Annotated in this window: 20 protein-coding genes; 7 read left to right on the plus strand and 13 right to left on the minus strand. The window is 41.4% G+C overall.

The features are described from left to right. Positions 1-135 precede the first annotated feature (135 nt). Entirely contained in the window at positions 136-1836 is a 1701-nt protein-coding gene (locus L1D46_RS13190; RefSeq protein ID WP_130049565.1) for a Zn-dependent hydrolase, read from the plus strand. Between the two features lie 74 nt (positions 1837-1910). Here L1D46_RS13190 and L1D46_RS13195 read toward each other — a convergent pair whose 3' ends face one another. Both L1D46_RS13195 and L1D46_RS13200 read right to left on the minus strand, forming a co-directional pair. Continuing rightward, complete coding sequence (locus tag L1D46_RS13195) at positions 1911-2660, minus strand: transporter substrate-binding domain-containing protein (RefSeq protein WP_130049566.1); 750 nt, start codon at positions 2658-2660, stop codon at positions 1911-1913. 63 nt (positions 2661-2723) lie between these two features. Further along, positions 2724-3128, minus strand: a complete 405-nt coding sequence (locus L1D46_RS13200; protein WP_167658147.1) for an HIT domain-containing protein — start codon at positions 3126-3128, stop codon at positions 2724-2726. A gap of 112 nt (positions 3129-3240) precedes the next feature. Between L1D46_RS13200 and L1D46_RS13205 the strand changes: the two genes are divergently transcribed. Both L1D46_RS13205 and L1D46_RS13210 read left to right on the plus strand, forming a co-directional pair. Then, the gene (locus L1D46_RS13205) at positions 3241-5466 is read left to right on the plus strand and encodes a S9 family peptidase (protein WP_239977651.1); all 2226 of its coding nucleotides are present in this window, start codon (positions 3241-3243) and stop codon (positions 5464-5466) included. A gap of 149 nt (positions 5467-5615) precedes the next feature. Then, positions 5616-7253, plus strand: coding sequence for a methyl-accepting chemotaxis protein (locus L1D46_RS13210; RefSeq protein ID WP_239977652.1), 1638 nt, complete (start codon positions 5616-5618; stop codon positions 7251-7253). 64 nt (positions 7254-7317) lie between these two features. On the opposite strand, the gene L1D46_RS13215 is transcribed toward L1D46_RS13210, so the two are convergent. The 4 genes from L1D46_RS13215 to L1D46_RS13230 form a co-directional block, all read right to left on the minus strand. After that, positions 7318-8841, minus strand: coding sequence for a leucyl aminopeptidase family protein (locus tag L1D46_RS13215; RefSeq protein WP_167658149.1), 1524 nt, complete (start codon positions 8839-8841; stop codon positions 7318-7320). A gap of 103 nt (positions 8842-8944) precedes the next feature. Beyond that, positions 8945-10627, minus strand: coding sequence for a carbon starvation protein A (locus tag L1D46_RS13220; RefSeq protein ID WP_130049571.1), 1683 nt, complete (start codon positions 10625-10627; stop codon positions 8945-8947). A gap of 106 nt (positions 10628-10733) precedes the next feature. After that, positions 10734-11786: a DNA polymerase IV gene (gene dinB / locus L1D46_RS13225; protein WP_167658150.1), complete on the minus strand. Its 1053-nt coding sequence runs from the start codon at positions 11784-11786 to the stop codon at positions 10734-10736. Positions 11787-11847: 61 nt separating this feature from the next. Beyond that, positions 11848-12054, minus strand: a complete 207-nt coding sequence (locus tag L1D46_RS13230) for a hypothetical protein (protein WP_054562678.1) — start codon at positions 12052-12054, stop codon at positions 11848-11850. A gap of 153 nt (positions 12055-12207) precedes the next feature. On the opposite strand from L1D46_RS13230, the gene L1D46_RS13235 reads away from it, so the two are divergent. Next, a complete protein-coding gene (locus L1D46_RS13235; RefSeq protein ID WP_130049573.1) occupies positions 12208-12636 on the plus strand; it encodes a thioesterase family protein in 429 nt (142 codons plus the stop codon). 12 nt (positions 12637-12648) lie between these two features. Beyond that, a complete protein-coding gene (locus L1D46_RS13240) occupies positions 12649-13701 on the plus strand; it encodes an aldo/keto reductase (RefSeq protein ID WP_167658151.1) in 1053 nt (350 codons plus the stop codon). Between the two features lie 53 nt (positions 13702-13754). Here the strand turns inward: L1D46_RS13240 and L1D46_RS13245 are convergent, their stop codons facing one another. From L1D46_RS13245 to L1D46_RS13270, 6 genes are read right to left on the minus strand one after another with little or no spacing between them, the layout of a single operon-like run. Further along, on the minus strand, positions 13755-16070 hold the full coding sequence (locus L1D46_RS13245) for a TonB-dependent receptor (protein ID WP_167658152.1): 2316 nt from the start codon (positions 16068-16070) through the stop codon (positions 13755-13757). 49 nt (positions 16071-16119) lie between these two features. Then, the gene (locus tag L1D46_RS13250; protein ID WP_130049576.1) at positions 16120-16845 is read right to left on the minus strand and encodes a sulfite exporter TauE/SafE family protein; all 726 of its coding nucleotides are present in this window, start codon (positions 16843-16845) and stop codon (positions 16120-16122) included. After that, the gene (locus tag L1D46_RS13255; RefSeq protein ID WP_178926640.1) at positions 16845-17639 is read right to left on the minus strand and encodes an SDR family NAD(P)-dependent oxidoreductase; all 795 of its coding nucleotides are present in this window, start codon (positions 17637-17639) and stop codon (positions 16845-16847) included. The genes L1D46_RS13250 and L1D46_RS13255 overlap by 1 nt, the downstream gene beginning before the upstream one ends. After that, positions 17632-18573: an SDR family oxidoreductase gene (locus L1D46_RS13260; RefSeq protein ID WP_218650138.1), complete on the minus strand. Its 942-nt coding sequence runs from the start codon at positions 18571-18573 to the stop codon at positions 17632-17634. Before L1D46_RS13260 ends, L1D46_RS13255 begins: the two co-directional genes overlap by 8 nt. Beyond that, positions 18563-19477 carry a bile acid:sodium symporter family protein gene (locus L1D46_RS13265; protein ID WP_239977653.1) on the minus strand — a complete coding sequence of 305 codons (915 nt, stop codon included), beginning with the start codon at positions 19475-19477 and terminating at the stop codon, positions 18563-18565. Before L1D46_RS13265 ends, L1D46_RS13260 begins: the two co-directional genes overlap by 11 nt. A gap of 3 nt (positions 19478-19480) precedes the next feature. Continuing rightward, on the minus strand, positions 19481-20773 hold the full coding sequence (locus L1D46_RS13270) for an NAD(P)-binding domain-containing protein (RefSeq protein WP_239977654.1): 1293 nt from the start codon (positions 20771-20773) through the stop codon (positions 19481-19483). Positions 20774-20925: 152 nt separating this feature from the next. Here L1D46_RS13270 and L1D46_RS13275 point away from each other — a divergent pair, with 152 nt between their 5' ends. Next, complete coding sequence (locus L1D46_RS13275) at positions 20926-21909, plus strand: AraC family transcriptional regulator (protein ID WP_239977655.1); 984 nt, start codon at positions 20926-20928, stop codon at positions 21907-21909. Between the two features lie 144 nt (positions 21910-22053). Beyond that, the gene (locus L1D46_RS13280) at positions 22054-22980 is read left to right on the plus strand and encodes an ABC transporter substrate-binding protein (RefSeq protein WP_239977656.1); all 927 of its coding nucleotides are present in this window, start codon (positions 22054-22056) and stop codon (positions 22978-22980) included. Here the strand turns inward: L1D46_RS13280 and L1D46_RS13285 are convergent. After that, entirely contained in the window at positions 22931-23542 is a 612-nt protein-coding gene (locus tag L1D46_RS13285; protein ID WP_130049582.1) for a fumarylacetoacetate hydrolase family protein, read from the minus strand. The genes L1D46_RS13280 and L1D46_RS13285 overlap by 50 nt on opposite strands. Between the last annotated feature and the right edge of the window lie 96 nt (positions 23543-23638).

A 23638-nucleotide genomic window follows, 5' to 3' on the forward strand; every position in this document is an offset into this window, starting at 1 on the left:
TTTTTTAACTTCCTAACTCATAAATAAATATTGCTTCTAGCGTAGTAAACTTGCCATATATATGTCAGGTTTGCTTTAATGCATAGACTTTTCGTTTTCTAAGCAATGACTCTCACTTTTTAACGGGCAAAAAAAATGACATTAAATAAAATTAGCCAAGCACTTATCTTATCAGGTGCTGTTTTTCTTGGTGCATGTTCTGACGAGCAAGCTAGCACTTCTCAAACTAAGCCTGCTGCAGAGCAAACAAAACAAAGTACTGAACAAAACAACCCACAACTAATCAATGCAGAGAAAAGCCGTTTAGACATATACACAGACTTCACGCTTACTTCTGACCTAAGCCATTTAAGTGACAACCAAAAGCAAATGGTTGGCAAATTAATTGATGCATCAAAAATTATGGATGAGCTATTCTGGCGTCAAGCATTTGGTGATAACAAAGACGCTTTCCTTGCAAAAATTAATGATGAAAAAGTTCAGAAGTTTGCAGATATCAACTATGGCCCTTGGGATCGCTTAAACGGCGACCAAGTTTTCTTATCGGGCTATGAAGAAAAACCACTAGGTGCTGAATTTTATCCAAGCGATATCACTAAAGAAGAGTTAAACAACGCAACGGTTGATGACAAAACAGGTCTTTATTCGGTGATAAAACGTGACGAAAAAGGCCAGCTTTACAGTGTGGCTTACTCAGTTGAGTACGCACAAGAACTTGAAAAAGCAGCTAACTTGTTACGTGAAGCAAGTACGCTTGCTGATGACAAAGAATTCGCTAACTATCTTAGCATGCGCGCAGAAGCACTAGTAAGTGATGACTTCCAACCTTCTGATTTTGCATGGATGGATATGAAGAATAATCCAATTGACGTGGTTATTGGTCCTATCGAAACTTATGAAGATCAACTATTTGGTTACCGTGCAGCGTATGAATCTTATGTACTTATTAAAGATTTAGCATGGAGCGAGCGCTTAGCTAAATTTGCCGCTTTCTTACCTGAGCTACAAAAAGGTTTACCTGTAGACGAAAAATACAAACAAGAAGTCCCTGGCTCTGATGCTGACCTAAATGCTTATGATGTTGTGTATTACGCAGGTCACTCAAATGCAGGTAGTAAAACAATTGCTATCAACCTGCCAAATGATGAACAAGTACAGCTAGAAAAAGGCACACGTCGTTTACAGCTTAAAAACGCAATGCGCGCTAAATTCGATAAAATCTTAGTGCCAATTTCAGAGCAGTTAATTGTTCCTGAACAACGTAAACACATTACCTTTGATGCTTTCTTCGCAAACACTATGTTCCACGAAGTAGCTCACGGTTTAGGTATTAAAAACACGATCACTGGTAAAGGAACTGTTCGCCAATCACTCCAAGAGCATGCAAGTGCCCTTGAAGAAGGTAAAGCGGATATCTTAGGTCTTTACATGGTTGAGCAATTGCTTAAGAAAGGTGAGATCACAGAGGGCACATTAGAAGATTACTACATCACCTTTATGGCCGGTATCTTCCGCTCAGTGCGTTTTGGTGCATCAAGCGCACACGGTAAAGCGAACATGATCCGCTTTAACTTCTTCGCTGAAGAAGGCGCCTTCTCTAAAAATGCTGACGGCTTATACAGCGTTAACATGGAGAAAATGAGTCAAGCAATGGAGAAACTATCTAACCTAATCCTTACTATTCAAGGTGACGGTGATTACCAAAAAGTTGATCAGCTAATCGCAACTCATGGCGATATCAAAGCTGAACTAGCTAAAGACTTAGAAAAACTAAGCCAAGCTAACATCCCTGTTGATGTTACTTTCAAACAAGGTAAAGAAGTATTAGGCCTTTAAGGTTAATGCTTCTTTAATATTAAAAACGCTGCAATTGCAGCGTTTTTTATTGCCTGACCCCTAGTAAAACACGACTAGTGTGCGATGAAGTTCAAACCATATTTGGAGTTTAGCTCTACAATATCCCCGTTGATCAGCATCTTTTGAAACTCAGTATTAAAAGCTTCAATAAATTCATCGAGTTCGCGTTGCTTACTAAAGCCGTAGTAGCCCTGATTAACCGTCACCGGCGGCGATAACATTATGACTTTATCATCGATACCTAAGCTTTCGATCACAGGCATTGCTGCGCGAGGATGGGTAAGTATTAAATCAACTCGGTTATGCATCAACTGTAAAAAACTAGCCCGCACATTACCCACTTCAGATAGCGATAAGTTTGCCTCGTTACGTTTAAATTCAGGACCATAGTTCCAACCTCGAATGGTACCAATAATATCTTTTCGTAAACTGGCAAAGTTTCCAACCCAAGTCACATCATTGTTCTTTTTGGTATATAAAACAATCGGGTCTTCGTAAAAAGGTAAGTCACTAAATTGCATATACTGCTGACGTATAATAGATTTGTAAGGACCTATAATGGCATCAGCTTGACCTTGCTCTACCATTTTTAAAGCGCGTTTTAGTGGCATGATATCGATAACCAACTCGTGCCCTAAACGCCTGCAAATTTCGTGGGCAATATCGGCACCTAAGCCAACCACTGTGCCCTGCTGATCTTGTTCTAAAATCGCAGGAAAATGACTACCAACAAAGTAATAGCTTTTTGCTAAACACGAAAAAGAGCTCAGAATAAGCAACATGGCAAACACTGTGTGTTTCATTTATTCTGTACCCCTTTACGCATCACTCATTTAGCTTAGTCCAATCTTACTAGAACAAATAGTTTAAAAATGCGCTTTTAATGCGGAAATTTGTTCATCAGTGTAAGGCACTGCGGGTAATTTTCCCCAAACTGGTGTTGGCCAAGCCGCATCGGCTGTAAAACGTGCAATATGATGAACATGTAATTGCGGCACCATGTTACCCAATGCCGCCACATTTAGTTTGTCTGGGTTGAATACCTGTTGTAATAGTTTACTGAGTTTGCCCGATTCTTGTAATAAGGTAATTTGTAGTTCTTCAGAAAGATCAATAATTTCTTTAACACCAGCGACTCTTGGCACTAAAATAAACCAAGGGTATTGGCTATCATTCATCAGCAATACTTTACACAGTGGCCAATCAGCAAGTTCGATGCAGTCGCGTTGTAATTCTGGGGCCAAAGAAAACGGCGTGTCAGTATTTTTCATCAATAAATCCTTTGATATTGGGTAAACATACCCTACTTTATAGCATTTTGTTGCAGTTGACTAAGCTTACCATTACCATCGTTGCAGTTTTTATTCGAGCGAAGGTACTCCTGTGCTAAAAAAAATTAAATCTCTCTCACTTGCTTTGCCAGTCGTGGCAACAGCATTCAGTGTGACCGCTGACCCCCTCACTCTTGAACGTATTTTTGACGATCCAAGCTTAGCAGGCAAAGCCCCTGTACAACTTAAATTTTCTCCAGACGGCAGTCGTGTAACTTACCTGCAAGGTAAAACGGATGATTACAACCGCTACGACTTATGGGAGTACAATTTAAAAGATAACAAAAACCGCCTATTAGTTGATTCTGCAGCACTATTTTCTGGCCCTGAAAACTTATCTGACGAAGAAAAAGCACGCCGTGAGCGCCAGCGTATTTTCGGTAAAGGGATCTTAGAATATAAGTGGTCAAAAGACGGTAAAGCGCTTTTATTCCCGCTTAATGGCGACCTTTACTATTATGAGCTTAATTCAGCTAAAAGCCGTAAATTAACCGACACAGAAGCATTTGAAACCGATGCGCGTTTCTCACCAAAAGGGCACTATGTGTCATTTATTCGTGAGCAAAACCTGTACGCTCTTAACTTAAAGACGGGTCAAGAAATCCAATTAAGTAAAGATGGCGGCGGCGTAATTAAAAATGGTATGGCCGAGTTTGTTGCGCAAGAAGAAATGGGCCGTATGACTGGCTACTGGTGGTCAGGTGATGAATCTAAAATCGCTTATACCCGTGTTGATGAGAGCCCAGTAAAAGAAGCTATTCGTAATGAAATTTACGCTGATGAAGTAAAGCTTTTCAACCAACGCTACCCGTTTACTGGTACCGACAACGTTAAAATCCAGTTAGGTGTTGTGAGCATCAACAATCAAAAAACCGACTGGGTTGATTTAGGCGACGAGCAAGATATTTATATTGCCAGAGCTAAATGGTTAAAGGATAACAAAACGCTTTCTTACCAGTGGCAAGACCGCTCGCAACATAACTTAGAATTACGTTTTTATAATAGCGAAACTAAAAAGCAAACAGTTGCCCTAAAAGAAACCAGCGATACTTGGATTAACCTGCACTTTGATTTGCAGTTCTTAAACGATAAAAAACATTTTGTTTGGGCATCTGAGCGCGACGGTTTTAAACACCTTTATTTATATCGCACAAACGGTGAAATGATCCGTCAAATCACCCAAGGTGAATGGGTAGTTGATAGCTTAAAAGGTATCGACGAGAAAAAAGGCATCGTTTATTTTGCGGGTCGTAAAGACACAGCTCTCGAGAGCCACCTTTACAGCGTACCGCTATTCAAAAAAGGCGAAATTAAACGCGTAACTGAGCTTGGTGCTTACCACAATGTAGTAATTGCTAAAGATAACAAAACTTTTATCGATAACAGCTCATCAGTGAATAAGCCTGGCTCTGCGGCATTACGTAAAATTAATGGCGAATTTATCACTTGGCTTGAAGAAAACAAGTTAGATAAATCACACCCATTAACGCCTTACCTAACTGATTTAATCACTCCAGAGTACGGCACGTTAACGGCTGAAGACGGGCAAATCATGCATTATCGTTTATTCAAGCCAACTAATTACCAAGATGGTAAAAAGCACCCGGTTATTGTTAACGTTTACGGCGGTCCTCATGCCCAACGTGTAACGAACAGCTGGCGTAGTAAAAACTTGTACTTCCAGTACATGGCACAACAAGGCTATGTTATTTTCCAACTTGATAACCGTGGTTCATACAACCGTGGTAAAAAGTTTGAAGACGTAATTTATAAACATTTAGGTGTTGCAGAAGTAGCAGATCAAATCAAAGGCGTTGAGTTTTTACGTACCCTTGATTACGTTGATCCTGAGCGTATTGGCATTTATGGCCACAGCTACGGTGGTTACATGGCGCTTATGACCATGTTTAAAGCGGGCGATTACTTCAAAGCGGGTGTTTCTGGAGCGCCAGTAACTGATTGGGCACTCTACGACACTCACTACACAGAGCGTTATGTAGGTCACCCTGCAACGAATGCTAAAGGTTACGAAGCAAGTGCTGTTTTCCCTTATGCTGAAGGTTTAAAAGGCCCGCTGATGATTTATCACGGGATGGCTGATGATAACGTGTTATTCACTCATGCCACTAAGTTATTCAAACAACTGCAAGATCAAGAAAAGCAGTTCGAAATGATGACTTACCCGGGCTCAAAACACAGTTTACGTGGCAAAAGCGTACAAACGCACTTACACCAAACTATCACAAGTTTCTTTAACCGACACTTTAACGTTGAGTAATCACTTTTAATTTCGGTAACTTAGACTAAAGGCTGATTGTTAAATCAGCCTTTTTTTTGTCTCAATGTATTCTACTATTTAACTAGATTTTCAACCTATTTTGGCTACGCTTAATACATTGCTCTTAAGAGCATGACGAAGGAATACACATGAATTACTTACGCCGTTTTACGATCTTTCAGCGCCTCGCCATGTTAGTGAGTGTGGTAGTGATAGGTTTAATATTTTTGAGTGTCTCAAGTTTGATGCAGCAGTTTAGCTCGCTAAAACAAGAGCAATACATAAAAACCAAAAACCTTGTTGAGTCTGCCCACTCTATTATCGAGCATAACTATGCTTTATTCGAGCAAGGTAAGCTGAGTGAACAACAAGCCAAACAAGCAGCCCTCGAAACAATTTCTGCACTTCGTTACGACGATAACAATTACTTTTGGATTAATGATTATCAACCCGTTATGGTCATGCACCCATTTAAGCCCGAATTAAATGGTAAATCACTAGCCGGCAGTAAAGATCCAGACGGCGTGCCGTTATTTGTCAACATGGTTAATATTGTCAAAAAACAAGGTGAAGGTTTTATTCCTTATAAGTGGCCAAAGCCAGGTAAAGACGAGCCAGTTGATAAAATTGCCTACGTAAAAGGCTTTGATAAATGGCAATGGATTGTAGGCTCTGGTGTCTACATCGATACCATTGAAGAGGCATTCTCTTCGCTACGTAATCATGTGATTATTACCGCGCTAGTGATCATTGCCCTACTAGTTGCGCTAAGCTACCTAATTGCCAATAGCATTCTTCGACCGACACAACTTGCTGCCGACATGATGAAAGACATCTCACAAGGTGAAGGCGACTTAACCCAAAAGCTTGATGAAAATGGCAATGATGAAGTATCTCGTTTATCGCGCTACTTTAACTTGTACACCGCAAAAATGCGTGAGTCACTGAAACATGTTGCCCACAATGCAGAGCAAGTAAATCAGTTTGCCCATAGCGTTGATGATGCCAGTAAAACAAATCACTCTTTTATTGAGCTACAAAACGACAGCTCGACTCAAGTAGCAACCGCAATGGAACAAATGACTCATCAAATTCACGATGTCAGTCAAAATGCCGATCAAGCTGAGCATGCCGCTAATGAAGCCGCGCAAAATGCAGAAGCGGGTAAGCAGGTTCTTAACAAGACCATTACCGCCATTGAGACCCTGTCGCATAATATTGAACAAGTTAGTAAGGTAACAGCCGACCTCGCTGCAGAGAGTAACAACATAGGCTCAGTACTTGATGTTATCCGCAGCATTGCAGAGCAGACCAACTTACTGGCACTCAACGCTGCTATTGAAGCGGCTCGTGCTGGCGAGCAAGGTCGAGGCTTTGCTGTTGTAGCTGACGAAGTACGTACATTAGCAAGTCGCACAGGTAAAAGTACTGACGAAATTCAAGCCATGATCAGTAAACTACAAACCGGCGCACAAGCTGCTGTTGATGCTGTATCGGCAAGCCAACAATTATCAAGCGAAACCGTTTCACAGGCAGGTGAAGCAAATAGTTCACTGAGTGAGATTGAGCGACTTGTCACTATTATCAAAGATATGAACAGCCAAATCGCCCGCGCTACCGAGCAACAAACCAGCGCCGCAGATGAGGTTAATTTACGGATTAATGAGCTTTCGCAATCAACTGAGCAATCACTGTCGAATACCGAAGGGCTTTCAAACGCCAGTGAAAACTTAAAGCAAAGCTCACAAGCGTTAAGTGATGTCGTTAACCGTTTCAAGCTCGACTAACACCACAAAAAAGCCCCGCACAGCTGTGCGGGGCTTTTCAAACTTATAGCTTATAGCTTTTAGCTTATAAACAATAACGAGCGAATAAGCTGCTTACTGTTGCTGCGGTAGGCTTACCATGTTGCCAATCACCGCCTTCTACACCACTGCCTGCGATGTCCATATGAACATACGGTAATGGCTTTTCAGATTCAGTGCCATGTTTATCTAAACCACCAACAATTGCTAAAAATGCCATTGGGAATTGGTGACCACGAGCTGTCACTGCAGAAGCTGCATTGTTACTTGATAATACATCGTCAGCTAACGTTCGAGGGCGAATGAAGTCATAATCTTCACGGCGGCTGCGTGATACTTCTGCACCATCAGCCCATAAATCGCCTAGGTCAGCAATTTGACGAGAAATTTTAGCTGCACGAGCAGGACCATTTTCAACATACGCACTGTAAGGACCCATCGCACGTGCTGCGTGACCGGTTAGAGTTGCAACAGTGAATAGCTCAGGGTTCACTTCGTTTAGGGCGCGATCTTTCATTTCGCTTAGTAAGTCGCCCATTGCTAAACGACCTTCAGCATCTGTGTTACCGATACGAACACGAACACCTTCACGGCTGGTAATGATTTCATCCGGTACGAAACAATCAGAACCAATTGAGTTACGAACTACGGCTAAGTAAGCAATTACTTTTACGCCTTTAGGAGCAAAGTCAGCTACTGATTTCATAAAACCTGCAACCGAAGCTGCACCGCCTTTATCGCGGCTCATACCTGCCATAAAGCCACCCACTTTAAGGTCTGCACCACCGGTATCGTAAACTAAACCTTTACCAACAAACATTAAGGTGCGCTCAACGTCGCCTTCAGGAACATACTCTAGCTTTACAACTCGTGGGTGATGACGCTCAACAGCGTAAGATGCGCGTGCTACGGTGCTCATCATTGGGTAATCTTTATCGATGGTGTTGATATCTGAAATCACTTCTACAGACACCTTACTACCTGCAAATAACTCAACGCAATAATCCGCAAAACGAGGTGGTGCCATACGCTCAGGTTCTGTACCACATAAGTCACGTGCAGCGTATTGACCTGCTGCAATGGCATTAAGGGCTTTGCTCATCGCGTCATCTGCGCCCACTAAGCTAATTTGGCTGATTGGTTCAATCGCCTGACCGTGGAACTCACGTGCTTCAAGAGGTTGCCACAGCGCTTGGCAAGCACCTAAATACGCCACTTCAAGGGCATGCTTGTAACGGCTGTCTTGATTTACATTTGCAAGTAAAATAGCAGGCTGAGTGCTACCCGATGCTTTCGCTTCTAGTACACCTTGCTTTGCCGCGTCAAAGTAACGACGTACATCATCATAATCACGGTTTAGAGGACCTGTAGGCGCTAAAATAACACGTTTTGAGTCAACTACAAGTAATGTTACTTGTTTGCCAATACGCGCGTCTACAGCTTGTTGAGTGTTAATAGCTTGGCTTAAGCTTGCGTCCGCTAAAGAAGAAAAATCATCACCGATAATAATCAATGCATCGTGATCTGCATCCGCTAATTGAGGGGCTGCAACTGCATGAGGGTATGCCATAAAAAAGGTCCTGCTGTTAGAAACATAGGACCTTATTATCATTGATTTAGAGCGCTATTGCCAGCCAAGTAAGATAGCTAACTATAAGGCTGGCAAGCTAAGTTTACTGCTCTGTAACCTGTGTTGAATCTTTACGATGTTTAACAATCACAGACCAAGCTTCAAGCATAACCAGAACACTCACTACCAGTACTAACAAATCAAGTGTCACCAGTAACCAGTTACCTTGTTGGTAGTATTCACCAAGTTTGATAACACCAGCAAAGAACGCCATAACTAATACGAAGCTCATTGGGATCAAGGTGTATTTAGCCGGACGATTCGCTTTAATTAGCATTACCGAGATAACCAGTAAGGTTAAGCTTGCAAGGATTTGGTTAGTCGAACCGAATAACGGCCAAATGATCATACCGCCGCTACCGTCAGCACCACCAGCACCAAAGGCAAGTAATAAACAGCTAAGTACTGCAACTAGCGTAGCTACAATACCGTTACGAATGATACTGATATTATAAATATCGCCCCACTCTTGGATGATATAACGCTGCAGACGCACGCCAGAGTCCATCGTAGTGCCCGCAAACAACACAACCATTACAGCAAGTAAGGTTGATGCCACTTCTTGTGAGATACCCCAACCATTTTCAATTAAGTTAGCGCCACCATTAATGAAGGCGCTCACACTACCGGCACCTAAGTGACTGTATATTTCGTGCCATTCTTCTGGTGATACCGCAAGTGCAACACCACTTACTGCAACCAATGTAATAAGCGCAAGCATACCTTCGCCTACTGCACCTAAGTAACCAACAAAGCGACCATCAGTTTCTTTATTAAGCTGCTTAGAGCTAGTACCTGATGACACAATACCGTGGAAACCAGATACCGCACCACAGGCTATGGTCACGAATAGCAATGGAATAATACTTGGTGTATCTACCGCCGTTTGGGTATTAAACGCAGGCGCTGTGATATCAGGCATTGAAATAAATACCGCACCATAAAGCAGCACTAATCCCACTAATAACTGCATACCGTTGATGAAGTCACGTGGCTGTAACAGCATCCATACCGGCAATAATGAAGCAATAGCCGCATAAATAAATAAGATAATGATCCAGTTCGCATTAGCACTTAAGCCGAACATTTCATCAGGTAACGCAATCGGCATGCTACTACCAAGGTAAATGGTGTAATAAAGAATCGCTACACCGATTAAACAAAGCGGAATTAACGACACTTTACGGCGTAGCAACTGGCCAATTACTAAGGCCACAACAATCGCTGACCAAGCAGGGAATACCGCGTTAGGCTGTGATACAAATGATTTGGCTATTACCACACCGAATACCGCATTCACCATCAGCAGCACTAAAAACACCACAATCATAAATAACGCACGGGTGCGTTTACCGATTACGCTTTCAGATAAAGCGCCCATTGATTTGCCTTTGTTACGCGCACTGGCCCATAGAGCCCCCATGTCGTGAACACCAGCAAAAAAGATAGTACCAAATACCACCCAAAGTACCGCAGGCACCCAGCCCCAATATACGGCAATCGCAGGGCCAACAATTGGCGCAGCACCTGCAACAGAGGTGAAATGGTGGCCCCATAACACAACTTTGTTGGTTGGCACATAATCCACACCATCCTCAAGTTCATGAGCTGGTGTGATAAAATTATCATCCATTTTAAATATTTTTTCGGCGATGAATTTCGAATAAAAGAACCATCCGAACAACATACCGACTATTCCGAGCAGCACGATTACGACCGATTGCATAGTCATCTCTCTTTTTAAGTTATAATGTTGTCTAAGGTGTTGAACTAGATAGGCCTAGCACCCCAACTAGACACTAACAAACTTTCAAGCACCAAGGTGTTAACCTTTAGTCTAATATACTCAGCTGAAAATGCTCATGCGCTTGGCTCTTTATTCCGACACCTATCCCTAGCAGGCGCACTGGCTGGTTATTACCTCGCTCATAGGCTTTGCTCATTAACTCAGAAAAAATGCGTTCGTCTAATTGGTGGTGGCTTTGATCGGCACTGGTAACAACAAAGTTGGCAAATTTTACTTTTACCGATAACTTATTGATGCAGTTGCTTAATTGCTGTTTATCAAGGCGACGAGTTAATTCGTCCATCAAACGAGGTAACTGGCTTAAACACTCGTCTAAATTATTTTTATTGTATTCATAGGTATGCTCAACACTGAGTGACTTACGTACTCGCTCAGTCGAGACTTTGCCAACGTATTCACCTGCACACTTTTGATATAATGACACGCCAAAGTTACCAATGTGTTGCTGCATCCAGTTAACCCCTTTCGCGCGCACATCAGCCCCTGTGTAAAGCCCTTTAAGTTGCAGCTTTTCTAATGTCACCTTGCCAACGCCGGGAATTTTGCCAAGCGGTAAACTCGCCAAAAAGTCATCAACTTGATCAGGCAATACGACAAACTGACCATTAGGCTTGTTTTCATCACTGGCAATTTTGGCAATAAATTTAATCGGTGCAACGCCTGCTGATGCGGTTAACCCCGTCGTATCATAGATTTCTTGGCGAATTTGCTGTGCCATCAGCGTAGCACTGCCCCTACAAGCAGTACTGTCGGTTACATCTAGATAGGCTTCATCTAAAGATAAAGGCTCAATAAGGTCAGTATACTTTGCAAAAATAGCTCGAATTTGCGTTGAGATTTCTTTATAGACCTGCATTCGTCCAGGCACGATAACCAAATCAGGACATAATTGCTTGGCATGATAGTTAGACATCGCCGAGCGAACACCATATTTACGGGCAATATAGTTGGCTGTTGAAAGCACTCCGCGACGACTATTACCGCCTATAGCCAGTGGCACATTGGCAAGCGCGGGGTTATCACGCATCTCTACAGCTGCATAAAAGCAGTCCATATCGATATGAATGAATTTTTTCATCAGGAATATAACAACTGTTTATATATACAGTTATTATATTTAAACTTCCTGAGAGTGCAAGCTAAGAGGTTTGGCTTGTTTGTTGGTTTGGCTTTTTACGGCTGATAAGCCGTGAACCAAATAACCAAAACGCGGCTTCTAATAACAAGCCCACGACAATTAAAGCGATAAATCCTGACATTGTGCCCATGCTATAACAGAGCAAAGCTAGAGCAAGTAAGATGAAAAGTGCGATCCACTTTATCACCCTCAAGGTTAGTTGCTGCATAATTAAGGTCCTTTAATGTGTGTTCATTTTGCTCACACTTTACGTAAGCGTGAACTTATAAATCTAGCACAATCTACTGACTTTTCTAATTTCCTTGAGCTAAAAGCAGCATATTGCTAACCTAAGTTTTCTCACAATCAACTAAGATTTACTATGCAATCGTTTATAGAACAACATCCTATCAGAACAAAAATTAATGTTGCATGGGGTGAAATGGATGCCCTGCAACACGTCAATAATGTGGTGTATTTTCGCTACTTTGAAACAGCCCGTATCGATTTTTTTACTCAACTAGGCTTTCTTAAAGATTTACAAGTAACAGGTGTCGGCCCGGTGATCAGCGAAAACAATGCTCGCTATAAACGTCCGGTGACATTTCCTGATACAGTGCATGTTGGTGTTAAGATTAGTGATATTGAACAAGATCGTTTTATGATGCATTACACTGTATTTAGTGAGAGCCAAGACACAGTAACAACAATTGGCTCATCACAAGTGGTTATGTTTAATTTTAAAACGGGTAAAAAAGCCCAGTTAAATGATGAGTTATTAACTGCACTTAAAGCCCATTCTAGCGATTAACAAGGATCTATTATGCTATATAGCCCACTTGGTCGAAGTGGTATTGATGTATCTCGTGTATGCTTAGGTAGCATGACATGGGGTATGCAAAACAACCAAGCCGATGCCGATGAACAAATCGCCTATGCATTAGATAAAGGCGTTAACTTTATTGATACCGCAGAAATGTATGCCGTACCACCTTCTCCAGACACCTACGGTAAAACAGAAGAGATCATCGGTAATTGGTTAGCGCGTAATAAAGACAAACGTGATGACCTTGTCATTGCAACTAAAATTGCAGGTAACGGCTTACCTTGGGTACGCGATGCAGGCGACATTACCCGTCAGGCGGTGGTTGAAGCCGTCGATGCTTCACTTAAACGTCTCCAAACTGATGTTATAGACTTATACCAATTACATTGGCCAAACCGTACATCACCACACTTTGCTAAACAATGGCCTGGCATCGTTCGTTTTTCAGAGGCAAACACTGAGCAAAATATCGCTGGCATGTTAGATATTCTCGAAGGTCTGAATGACTGTGTAAAGGCAGGTAAGATTAAACATTGTGGTTTATCGGACGATACTCCTTGGGGCATTAGTCAATACCTGCGTTTAAGTGAGCAACACAATCTACCGCGTATGGTATCGATTCAAAACGAATTTAGTTTATTGCACGCTAAAGATTGGCCATATTTAATAGAACAATGTATTCACGAAGATATCGCTTATCTGCCTTGGTCACCCCTTGGTGGCGGCATGCTAAGTGGTAAATACTTAAATGGCGCACGTCCTGAAGGAAGCCGTTGGACACTAGTGCAACGTAATGGCCTATTCAGAGACACACCACAATCACAAGCTGCGATTGCTGAATATGTTGAAATTGCTAACGCCTTTAATTTAACACCTTCACAACTCGCACTTGCTTGGTGTAATCAAGTAGATGGCGTTAGCTCAACAATCATAGGCGCAACATCTATGGCGCAGTTAAAAGAAAATATCGATGCTTTTTCAATTGACTTAACAGATGAAGCCCTTGAAAAAGTGGCACAGGTATTCAAAAACTATCCAATGCCTTTCTAAGTAAAAAGCCCTGCAGTTAATTATGCAGGGCTTTAACCACACAATGAGCTTAGTTAAAATCGATACCCTGCTTGCAAAGTTATACTTCTACCTGGCTCAACCCATGTTGCATACATTCCTGACGGTGCGAACGACATATCTGTACTGTAGCTACTAGTCATCTTGTCAGTTAAATTTTTACCTAACAATGCAACAGACCATCCAGACTCTAAATCCATTAAACCGAAACGCATATTGACTTTGCCGTAGCCACTTTGCGCTGTATATGGATTTAGATCGTAATTAGTGAAATAACGCGATTTAAATTCACTCTCAAGATTAAAAGTAAACTCCATCGCTGAACCAAACTCTTTAATATAATCAAGGTTAATACTGCCCGACCATTTAGGCGCATACGCCCCTGTTTTACCACTTAAGTCACAGGTTTTACCTGAGCTTTCAAGGTTTGATGGTTGATACATCGCACTGTTAAAACATTTGGCACCTGTAAACTCATCCCAGCTAAAATCAAGATACGCAATATTGCCTGACAACTGCCAGTTGTCGGCAATTAACCAACGACCATCGAGTTCAACGCCTTGGCTTGATGATTCAGCGCCATTTTCAACATAAAAACCTGCAACACCATCAAATGTTGATGTTTGTAAATCTTCAAACTGCATACTAAATACTGCGATATTCAAATCAGCAGCACCGTCATCCAAGGTAAATTTAGCGCCCATTTCATAGGCTATTACTTTTTCTGGTTCAAATTGCCAATTTGATGCTAAATTAGCTCTCGCGTCATAGCCACCAGCTTTAGACCCTGTCGACATTGATACATAGGCCATTGCATCATCAAACTTACGGGTGATATAAAGCGATGGGTTGAATTCATTTTCATTACGTTCACCATTTACTTGATGTTGCTCAAGCCCTAGTTGAGAGCTTAAAACTCCTAAATACATTGATGTAGGTAAAACTGCAGGTAACCCCATTGCTTGCAAAGTTGCTGGGACATTCACCTGTGCCATATCATTGATAGGTGTACCTGAGCTTAGCTCGATCATGCTTAAACGTCTTGATGCTGATTTATCTTCTTGCGAGTATCGTAAACCTAATGATGCCTGCCAATTAGGTGCAAATTGATAATCAAACTTTGCAAATACTGCTTGTGTATCGCTGTCAGATTGATAATCACGTGGACCTATCGCATTAAGTGGATAAATTCGATACAGTTCAGAAAAGTCGAGTTCTGTGGTTTGAAAGTATAGACCCGCAATATAATTAAACGGCCCATCATTATACGAACTAATACGCAGCTCTTGACTGAACTGCTGAAAACTTTCATCACTCGCTTGGCGGTAGGTTAGAGGTGCAGGGCCATGATCACCATCGTTACTTTGCAACATAGTATAATCTTGCCACCCTGTTACCGAACTAAGTACGTGTTGGCCTAAATCCCACTCAACATTTAAAGTCCAATAATCAGCCTTGAACTCCCCTTGCTCATTTTCACCTAAAGTGGACAAACCCTTGTTAAGCTTATCGCCGATTACATAACTACTTACATCCCCAAATACGGCAGGTAATGGCGCATTATATAATACAGGCTCTGCAACTGGCTGGCTGGGTGTGATACCAATATTATCTTCTTCGTCATGTTGATACTTCAAAGAGACATCCAAGCTCTCTAAAGGCTGCCAAGTCAAAGTTAAACGACTAAAAACCCCATCGCGCCCAACTTCATCACGCTTTTGCAGTGTATTGTAAAAATAACCATCTTGGTCAATTACTTTTACCGCTGCTCTAGCCTGAAAATGTTCAGTTACGCCTCCACTAATAGCACCATCAAAAGTACTGCCATTATTCAACTCATAGCTAAGATTTGCATAACCTGATAGCTCCTCAGTGGGTGCTGCGCTCGTTATATTCAGAGCTCCTGCGGTGGTATTTTTACCAAATAACGTTGATTGTGGTCCTCTCAATACTTCAAAGCGTTCGAGATCAACAAAAGCGCTGCGCATTTGATAAGCACGACCACGATAAACGCCATCAACATAAGTACCCACGGTTTGCTCAAAACCTTGGTTTGGGCCAGAGCCTAAACCGCGCATAGTGATATTGTAGCCCTGCCCTGACTGACTGATATTAAAGTTTGCTATACGTGATGACAGCTCCTCACTATCGTTAATGTTTTTACTTTGTAGCTCTTTACCCGATATGGCAGTGATCGATAAAGGCACATCCTTGACACTTTCAACACGTTTTTGGGCCGAAACTAAGATTACTTCAAGTTCTTTGTCATCTGCTGCTTTTACTTCAGCCATGCTACCTGTTGCTAAGATTATTCCTAAGGTAATGGCATTAATTTTTGTTTTTGTGTGCATTCAAATTCCTCAGAGAGTGCTGATATTCAGCAATTTACATAGCCACCTACTACCACTGCCACAGTGCGGTTAAGCACAGCAACACTCCAAGCAGTAATAAAGTGATAAAGACTAAGCGTAAAAATTGTGTTTGATTAATTGTATGGTGAAAGTAGTTACCAATAAGCGCCCCAAACAGAACACATGGGGCGAGCATTAGAAAGTGGCCCAACTGCCCTGCTAATTGTCCTGAGATGAGAAACCAAAGAGTTAAACAGCTATTTAAAATAAGCCAAATAGTTAGAAGCGTGGCGCGAAATGAAGTTTTGTCTAAACCACTGCGAGCCATTGCATATACAAGAAGAGGCCCTCCTGATGCAAATAAACCATGCGTAATACCTGCACCACCTATCACGGAAAGCTGTACAGGCTTACTCAAAGGCATAGCTGACGCTTGCCAAATGGCACGTCCCGCAAACCAAATGATTAATAAAGCAAATAATACTTTTGTTAATTGCGCTGGAAAATAAGGCGTTAGTAAAGCACCAATCATTGTGCCAAGCAGCATTGGAGGTAAAATCTGCTTTGCTAACAAATTCAACTGAATATACGCACGCAGCTTAAACACCATCACTGAAGTCATTAGTAAATTAAGTGGCACGAGTAACAGCATTGCTTGCTGAATATCCATAAATAATGCTGCAATTGTTAAGGCAATAACGATGCTACCAAAGCCAGTCATAGCTTCCACTGCAAAGGCAAAAATAATAGCCGCCCCTAAGCCTATTAAAACCATTACGCAACCTCCCACTCACTGGCAAATTTACGTGCCATAAAATGCATGTATAAACGTGGAATTAAGCGGTATAACAACGCCGAAAAATATGTAAATCTATCAGGGAAAAGCCGTTGCTTATCAAGTCGAATAGCCTCACAAATTTGCTTTGCCATCCAGTCACTCGTACGCATTTTACCAACCATTGAGCGGGCATGGTTGGTTTTTCCGCCATCGCCATTTAATGCATTTTTATCAATCGGAGTATCTAAAAAACTAGGATATACCATCAACACCGACACGCCCGTTGGGCGCATTTCAGCGCGAAATGTTTCGAAATATTGGTGTAACGCAGATTTAGCTGCGCAATAGCCTGCTCTGGCCATAACAGGCATCCATCCAGCCATAGAACTGATATTTACGATTTTGCCATGTGCTTGCTGTAATGGTTCGATTAAGCCTGACACAAGACGTACAGGCGCAAAGTAATCAACAGCCATAACTTTTTCTATTACCTCTGGACGAGTAATGCGAGCCAAAGAACGATGCGTGATCCCTGCATTATTAATCAGTAACGCTATTGAGCAATGCTTAGCTTTGATCTGCGTTATTAACTCATCAAGCTCGTCCTTGTTCGCTAAATCACAGCCATATAATTGCGCATTAATTATTTGTCCGCATTGCTCTTGCAACAGCTTAAGGTCTAGGTCAATCAATACTAATTGATATTGAGTTGCTAACTGTTTTGCTAAATCTAAACCCAACCCAGAAGCCGCACCAGTAATCACAGCAACGGGTAACGATGGATTAATCATATGGATGCCTCTTAATGTTATTAGTGAGATAAAAAGCAAATACTTCTTTACTCGATTTTTGTGGCTGGTAGGCAAATTGCTGTTTCAGTGCTTGATTGCAAAGTACTGGGCGGTAACGTAAAAAATTAAGTTGTTCAGGGCCATACTGGGTCATTCCGAATAGCTTTGCGACCCGTAAGCTGAGTTTTAAAAGCCAAGCAGGAAGCTCAATGACAGGTTTGTTTAGGGCTTTAGCAATTTCTTTTATGCCCATAGCTCCATCACCAGCTAAATTAAAACTGCCTTCACGATTTTCTGTAACCCCCTGTAAAATAATCGCTAAGACATCTTCATCCCAGATAAACACAAAAGGAGAGTCACTGCCTTTAATGGCAATTATTCTTGGCTTATTAAATAAATCAGTAATCTGATTATTAGTAGTTTTACCAAGCACAGTCCCCGGGCGAAGTACTAACTGTTTTAGCTGCGGATGCGTATATCGATAGTTTTTTAATAGCTCTTCGATTAAGCGTTTATGATGGCTATAAGCAAATTCAGCATTACCTCTTAACGGATGTTGTTCGGTTAACCAGCTAGGGTTATCAGCGTGATAACCATAGGCAGCTCCAGAACTCGTTACCGTAATATGCTGCACATTTGCCTTAACACATGCTTCAAGCACATTTCGAGTGCCATTGACGTCGATATCAAAGTCTCGAACGGCATCTTTAGACGGTTGTAAAATACTCGCTAAGTGCACAACATGTGTAATATTGTGTTCAAGCATAATTTCTGCGAGTCGCGTATCACGCACATCAAGTTGATAGTAATGACAACCAGTTTGAGGGAGATCAACAATATCAATACCTACCAGCTTATGCTGTGTTGATAGCGACTCGACTAACCGTTTGCCGATATAGCCTTGGCTACCTGTTATCATGATCTTATGAGCCACATTGAACCTCTTTATTACTTGCGATCTTTATACCGTGTTTACGATCATGGTGTTGCCAGTAAAAACATAGCCCCAAACCTGAAATTAGATGCCAACATCCCCATGCTGCTGCAATAATGGCCATGCCTGTTAAATTATCGAAAAAAGTAAAAATAATACCCAAGCCTAAACCAGAGTTTTGCAGCCCTACCTCAAGCGTAATCGCACGCGTATCCGCTTTATTCAGTTTCATAATTCTGGCACTCGAAAAACCAACCAATAGTGCAATCGCGTTATGAACAATCACCGCCAGCAGAAAAATACTGGCACCAGCAATAAATGCGGACCAATTACTGGTAAGTGCAATTAATACAAATAAGAACAAGGTAAGCAGAGAAATAAATCTAAAAAAGGGTTCACTACGAGCTGCGAATACAGGCCACAATTTAGCAGCAAGTAGTCCCAAACTTAGTGGTAACGCCAGCACTAGAGCAACAATCACAAGAATATTACTTGCAGGGACATTAATTTGGGTCAGCAACACAGCCGTATCTGGGTTCAAACTGCTATAAAGCATAAAATTAAACGGTGTCATTACAGTTGCAGCAAGACTTGCTACTCCTGTCATACTTACCGACATCGCGGTATTGCCTTTTGCTAGGAAAGTAACAATGTTAGAAAAACTACCTCCAGGACAACTACTAACAAGAATAAGTCCCAATGCAACTTCAGCAGGCATAGGAACCATTAAAGTAAGTAACCACGTTATCAGCGGCAGTAAAATAAACTGAGCTAATAACCCTGTAATAGGTCCTCTAGGTGCCTTAAGTACACGCTTAAAGTCTGCAAGTTTGAGACTAAGCGCAATACCAAACATCATCATGGCCAAAATTAAGTTTAAAGTGATTAAGCTTGCTTGAGACATCATTTATCCCATTTTTAATTGGCGCATTTCATCATTAATTGCCGCTAGGTAGTCAGCTTTATGAACATAATACGCCATGCGTTCAAGCTCTAAATAATTCATACCACCGTCAATTCTGACAGCTGCTTTACGCTTCACTTTTTCAGCAAACTTAGCCGCTTTAGTAGGGTTATCTAGCTGCATTCGGATCACTTTAGCAACTAGCTTTGCCTGATCATCACGGCCTTGCCAACCTAATCCAGTTGCTTCAACCATCCCCATCACATACAAGTTTTGATGTAATGGATTAAACACATTTAAATACAAGCGAGGAGCATCCCCCTGCCAGTTAAGGTGGGCTTGGTCTAAAAACGGGTAATGCAACTTGTAACCCGTTGCTTCTAAAATCAAATCATAGTCAGCTTTATTGCCATCAGTAAACGCGGCTCCCTCCTCGGTTAACTCAGCAATTGATGGTCTAACTTTGATATCACCATGACCAATGTGATGTAAAAACAATGAATTAACCACAGGGTGCGATTCATACATTTTATAGTCTGGATCAGGTAAGCCATATGAACTTGGTTTGCCTGAAATAAGCCTAACTAATGTACCATCGACTATTTGTTTCAATTTATTCGGTAATCGCACTTTACCACCAAGTGTATCTGTAGGCCTGCCTGCGACAAATTTCGGTAAAAAGTAATAACCTCTGCGTACCACCATATCTACAGATTTTGCACGATGAACCGCATCGACTGCGATATCACACGCAGAGTTGCCACAACCAATTATCAGAACACGTTTACCTGAAAATAAGCCTGTACTTCGATATTCACTTGAATGAATTTGCTCTCCTGCAAAAGAGCCCTTGAACTGTCCCCGATTAGGGTGATGCAAAGTACCATTAGCGAGCAATAAACCGCTCGCTAAAATTTCTTTTTGCAGGCCATTTTGCACATAGCTAACTCGCCAAAACTCACCTTCTGGCTCGCAATGAGAAACCCATGCTCCAAAGCGGTAATGCTTATAGAGGTCAAAATGTTTAGCGTAGGCTTGAAAATACTCACGCATTTGATCATGTTTTGGATATGTTGCGACGTGTTCTGCCATTGGAAAATCAGCAAACTCGGTCATTCTCTTTGATGAAATTAAATGAGCTGATTCATACATGGTGCTGGTTGGGCTATTAATATCCCATAAACCACCTACATCACTGTGTGCTTCAAGACCAATCACATCAATGCCAGTCTCAGCTAGTCGACGAACAGTACAAAGACCCATTGGGCCTGCGCCAATTACAACGTATGGATGCATACTCATTCCTACATAGGTAAATCAAAGTGTGACAACCAGATTAACTATTTTTTAAAAACTTGTAATAGCGATGACAGGACAAAAACCAGTTAAAACGAGACATCATTTCTTAGTTGTGCTATAAAAATCACACAACAATAAGAAGAACACACATGACTACAAACAGCGTAACACCTGGCTTTAGCAAGGCTATTTTGCATATTCTTCCCGCGTTAGATGTGCAATTAGATGCTAATTTATGCCAGCAAATTCAAAAATTTCCAAGTGAAGGAAGACTGCCGATGGCGCTACAAGATGCGCTTTGGCAAGCTTTGACAGATTTAAATGACAATGAACTTGGTCTTAAAATAGCCTTAAGTTTAAAGCCCGATAGTTACGATATGCTCGGCTACTTACTATTTAGTTGTCCGACTCTAGGTGATGCTGTCGACAGCTTAATTGCCTATTCAGCCTTAATAGGTGAAGGTGGTAAGTTTAGTAAATCACATTCAAAAAATGGCTGGAAAGTCACTTTTGATGCCTTTTTTAGCACTCCTACAGCAATAAGGATAGAGGCAGTTCTTGCCTGTGTTGCCTGTGGCGCGAAATGGATCTCTGGTGCACCAATAAAGCCCAAGGTGGTTGCATTTACGCATTCTCAGCAAGGGAATATAGCAAGCTATCGCACCATTTTTGGAGACGCCGAATTGCTTTTTAACACCAACGAAAATTACTTAATTTATCATGATGATGATTGGCAATTGCAACAACGTAACGTTAATCAAGCTGTGCAACAACAAATGCAATCACTGGCAGAGCAACAACTAAAGCAACTGCAACCACAGAGTTATGTTGATAAAGTCAGTGCAATTTTACTTAAGCAACCCAATTTAAAACGTGAACAAATAAGTAATTTATTGGCTTTGAGTGAAAGGCACTTAAATCGTAAGCTTGCTGAAAAAGGCTACTCATTTAAAAAGTTAAGTGATGAAGTTCGCTGTGAACTAGCCAAGAAGTTGATACGCCAAGGTAGTGCGAATCAAGCACACCTTGCTTTGTACTTTGGCTATGTAGATGAAAGTGCTTTTGCCAAAGCATTCAAACGTTGGACAGGGGTTGGCTTTAAAGAATACAAAAAAACACTAGAAAATGAATAGGTAAATGCTTGAACTTGCTCTTCAATGCGAAGCAATTGGATTAAACGAAAACCAATACTTATTCATCATTTATCTATTCAAACTACACGCTTCCTAATACTATAGTGTATAGTTATTCTTAGCACTTAACTTGCAAGGTTGTTGATGAGTAAATACATAAAACAAGTATTATGCGTGGTTGCGGGGGCGTTCTTTGCCCCGAAAACTGATGCCTCAGAACAACTCACTATTACCTGGTTTGAAAATGATGCTAAGCCTTTCTTTATCGAGAAAAGCAAAGCTAACCCCCATGGTGGGTTATGCAATGAAATTACCGATATGTTGATTGAAGCCTTACCCGAAATTAACCACAGCAAAGTGATATTACCGCAAAAGCGTGGCAGTAAATATCTCGCTGACGGGAAAATGGCATGCTATGCCTGTATGATCCATCGAGGTAAAAAAAATAATCATGTTACTTACTCAATCCCAACCACAGTGTACCCACCATTCAGTGTTTTAAGTACTGAAGAAAAATCATTAAGGATTAAACAAAAACATGGCGATCCAGTGCCACTAATCTCTTTATTCACTGATGCTAATTTTATTTATGGTCAAAATAGTGCGCGTAAGTTTGGCAGTAAATTAGATAAGATTGCGAAAAATACCAAACTCTACGAAAGTGCAGCACTAAGTGGTAACGGCAGTAGCCCAAATTTTGCTCTGCTATCACAGCTAGAACACGGCTACATTGATTACACTATTGATTACCCATTTGTTGCTGATTATTACAACCAGCAAAACCTACAGAATATTCAAAAACTCACCATCGTTAATCCAGCACAGAGTATTGTTTTTGGCGCCATTGGTTGCTCAACGAATGCGCCTAATCATTATGCCGAAAAAGTACTAGCACAGATTAATGAGGCGCTGAAAAACAAGGTGTTGCCAAGTGAGAGGTACCAGCAAAGCCAACGAACTTGGCTCGAACAAAGCTTTCCTGAGTTTTCAACTTATTATCAGCGCTACATTTTAGACCCACTTACAGAGCCTGCCACTGATGAGATAGTAACTCCTGTTGACCATCCATAAGTGTTACAGCAAAGGTTGAATTAGCCGCGACTTTCCCTACCCCGGCAGGCGTGCCTGTCATAATTATATCGCCATCCTCTAAGTCCATAAATTCACTGATCTCAGCTAAAATTTGCTCAGCGTTAAACAACATTAGCTTTGTGTCACCTAGTTGAGTTTCTTTACCATCAATCTTTAGACTAAATTGATAATGCAAGCTGTCATTAACAGCGACAAATTCAGTAAACAATGCTGAGCCATTAAAGGCTTTTGCACGCTCCCAAGGTAGGCCTTTTTCTTTAAGTATGCTTTGTAGTTCACGTTTGGTTAAATCGAGGCCAAGTCCAACCGCTGCCAGTTGCTTGTTTTTAACTAAAAAACAAAGCTCAGTTTCGTAATGCAGGGCTTCACCTAAGTGTTCACTATTAAGCATATCTGTGATGGCACTATTTGGTTTTGCAAACAACACCATACTAGCGGGTGTTTCATTGTTAAGCTCTGCAATATGCGCTGCAAAATTACGACCAACACAAATAATTTTACTTGAGGTGAATACATCACCATTCCATTTTACTGATTGCACGCAACCTCCTCAATTTAACAAATGTAAAAGACTATATTTTTCTCATTCCAGCTTAAACCTGCAGGATTTGTACCTAAAAAACAGAAACTTACTTAT

The sequence above is a fragment of the Pseudoalteromonas sp. Isolate3 genome (assembly GCF_022398505.1).
GTDB lineage: Bacteria > Pseudomonadota > Gammaproteobacteria > Enterobacterales > Alteromonadaceae > Pseudoalteromonas > Pseudoalteromonas apostichopi.

Coding starts and splice junctions, on each gene's coding strand:
- L1D46_RS13200 (WP_167658147.1), bottom strand. CDS start 3,128: ATGAAAAATACTGACACGCCGTTTTCTTTGGCCCCAGAATTACAACGC.
- L1D46_RS13235 (WP_130049573.1), top strand. CDS start 12,208: ATGCAATCGTTTATAGAACAACATCCTATCAGAACAAAAATTAATGTT.
- L1D46_RS13190 (WP_130049565.1), top strand. CDS start 136: ATGACATTAAATAAAATTAGCCAAGCACTTATCTTATCAGGTGCTGTT.
- L1D46_RS13240 (WP_167658151.1), top strand. CDS start 12,649: ATGCTATATAGCCCACTTGGTCGAAGTGGTATTGATGTATCTCGTGTA.
- L1D46_RS13280 (WP_239977656.1), top strand. CDS start 22,054: ATGAGTAAATACATAAAACAAGTATTATGCGTGGTTGCGGGGGCGTTC.
- L1D46_RS13275 (WP_239977655.1), top strand. CDS start 20,926: ATGACTACAAACAGCGTAACACCTGGCTTTAGCAAGGCTATTTTGCAT.
- L1D46_RS13265 (WP_239977653.1), bottom strand. CDS start 19,477: ATGTCTCAAGCAAGCTTAATCACTTTAAACTTAATTTTGGCCATGATG.
- L1D46_RS13250 (WP_130049576.1), bottom strand. CDS start 16,845: ATGGTTTTAATAGGCTTAGGGGCGGCTATTATTTTTGCCTTTGCAGTG.
- L1D46_RS13195 (WP_130049566.1), bottom strand. CDS start 2,660: ATGAAACACACAGTGTTTGCCATGTTGCTTATTCTGAGCTCTTTTTCG.
- L1D46_RS13270 (WP_239977654.1), bottom strand. CDS start 20,773: ATGCATCCATACGTTGTAATTGGCGCAGGCCCAATGGGTCTTTGTACT.
- L1D46_RS13215 (WP_167658149.1), bottom strand. CDS start 8,841: ATGGCATACCCTCATGCAGTTGCAGCCCCTCAATTAGCGGATGCAGAT.
- dinB (WP_167658150.1), bottom strand. CDS start 11,786: ATGAAAAAATTCATTCATATCGATATGGACTGCTTTTATGCAGCTGTA.
- L1D46_RS13210 (WP_239977652.1), top strand. CDS start 5,616: ATGAATTACTTACGCCGTTTTACGATCTTTCAGCGCCTCGCCATGTTA.
- L1D46_RS13255 (WP_178926640.1), bottom strand. CDS start 17,639: ATGATTAATCCATCGTTACCCGTTGCTGTGATTACTGGTGCGGCTTCT.
- L1D46_RS13220 (WP_130049571.1), bottom strand. CDS start 10,627: ATGCAATCGGTCGTAATCGTGCTGCTCGGAATAGTCGGTATGTTGTTC.
- L1D46_RS13230 (WP_054562678.1), bottom strand. CDS start 12,054: ATGCAGCAACTAACCTTGAGGGTGATAAAGTGGATCGCACTTTTCATC.
- L1D46_RS13245 (WP_167658152.1), bottom strand. CDS start 16,070: ATGCACACAAAAACAAAAATTAATGCCATTACCTTAGGAATAATCTTA.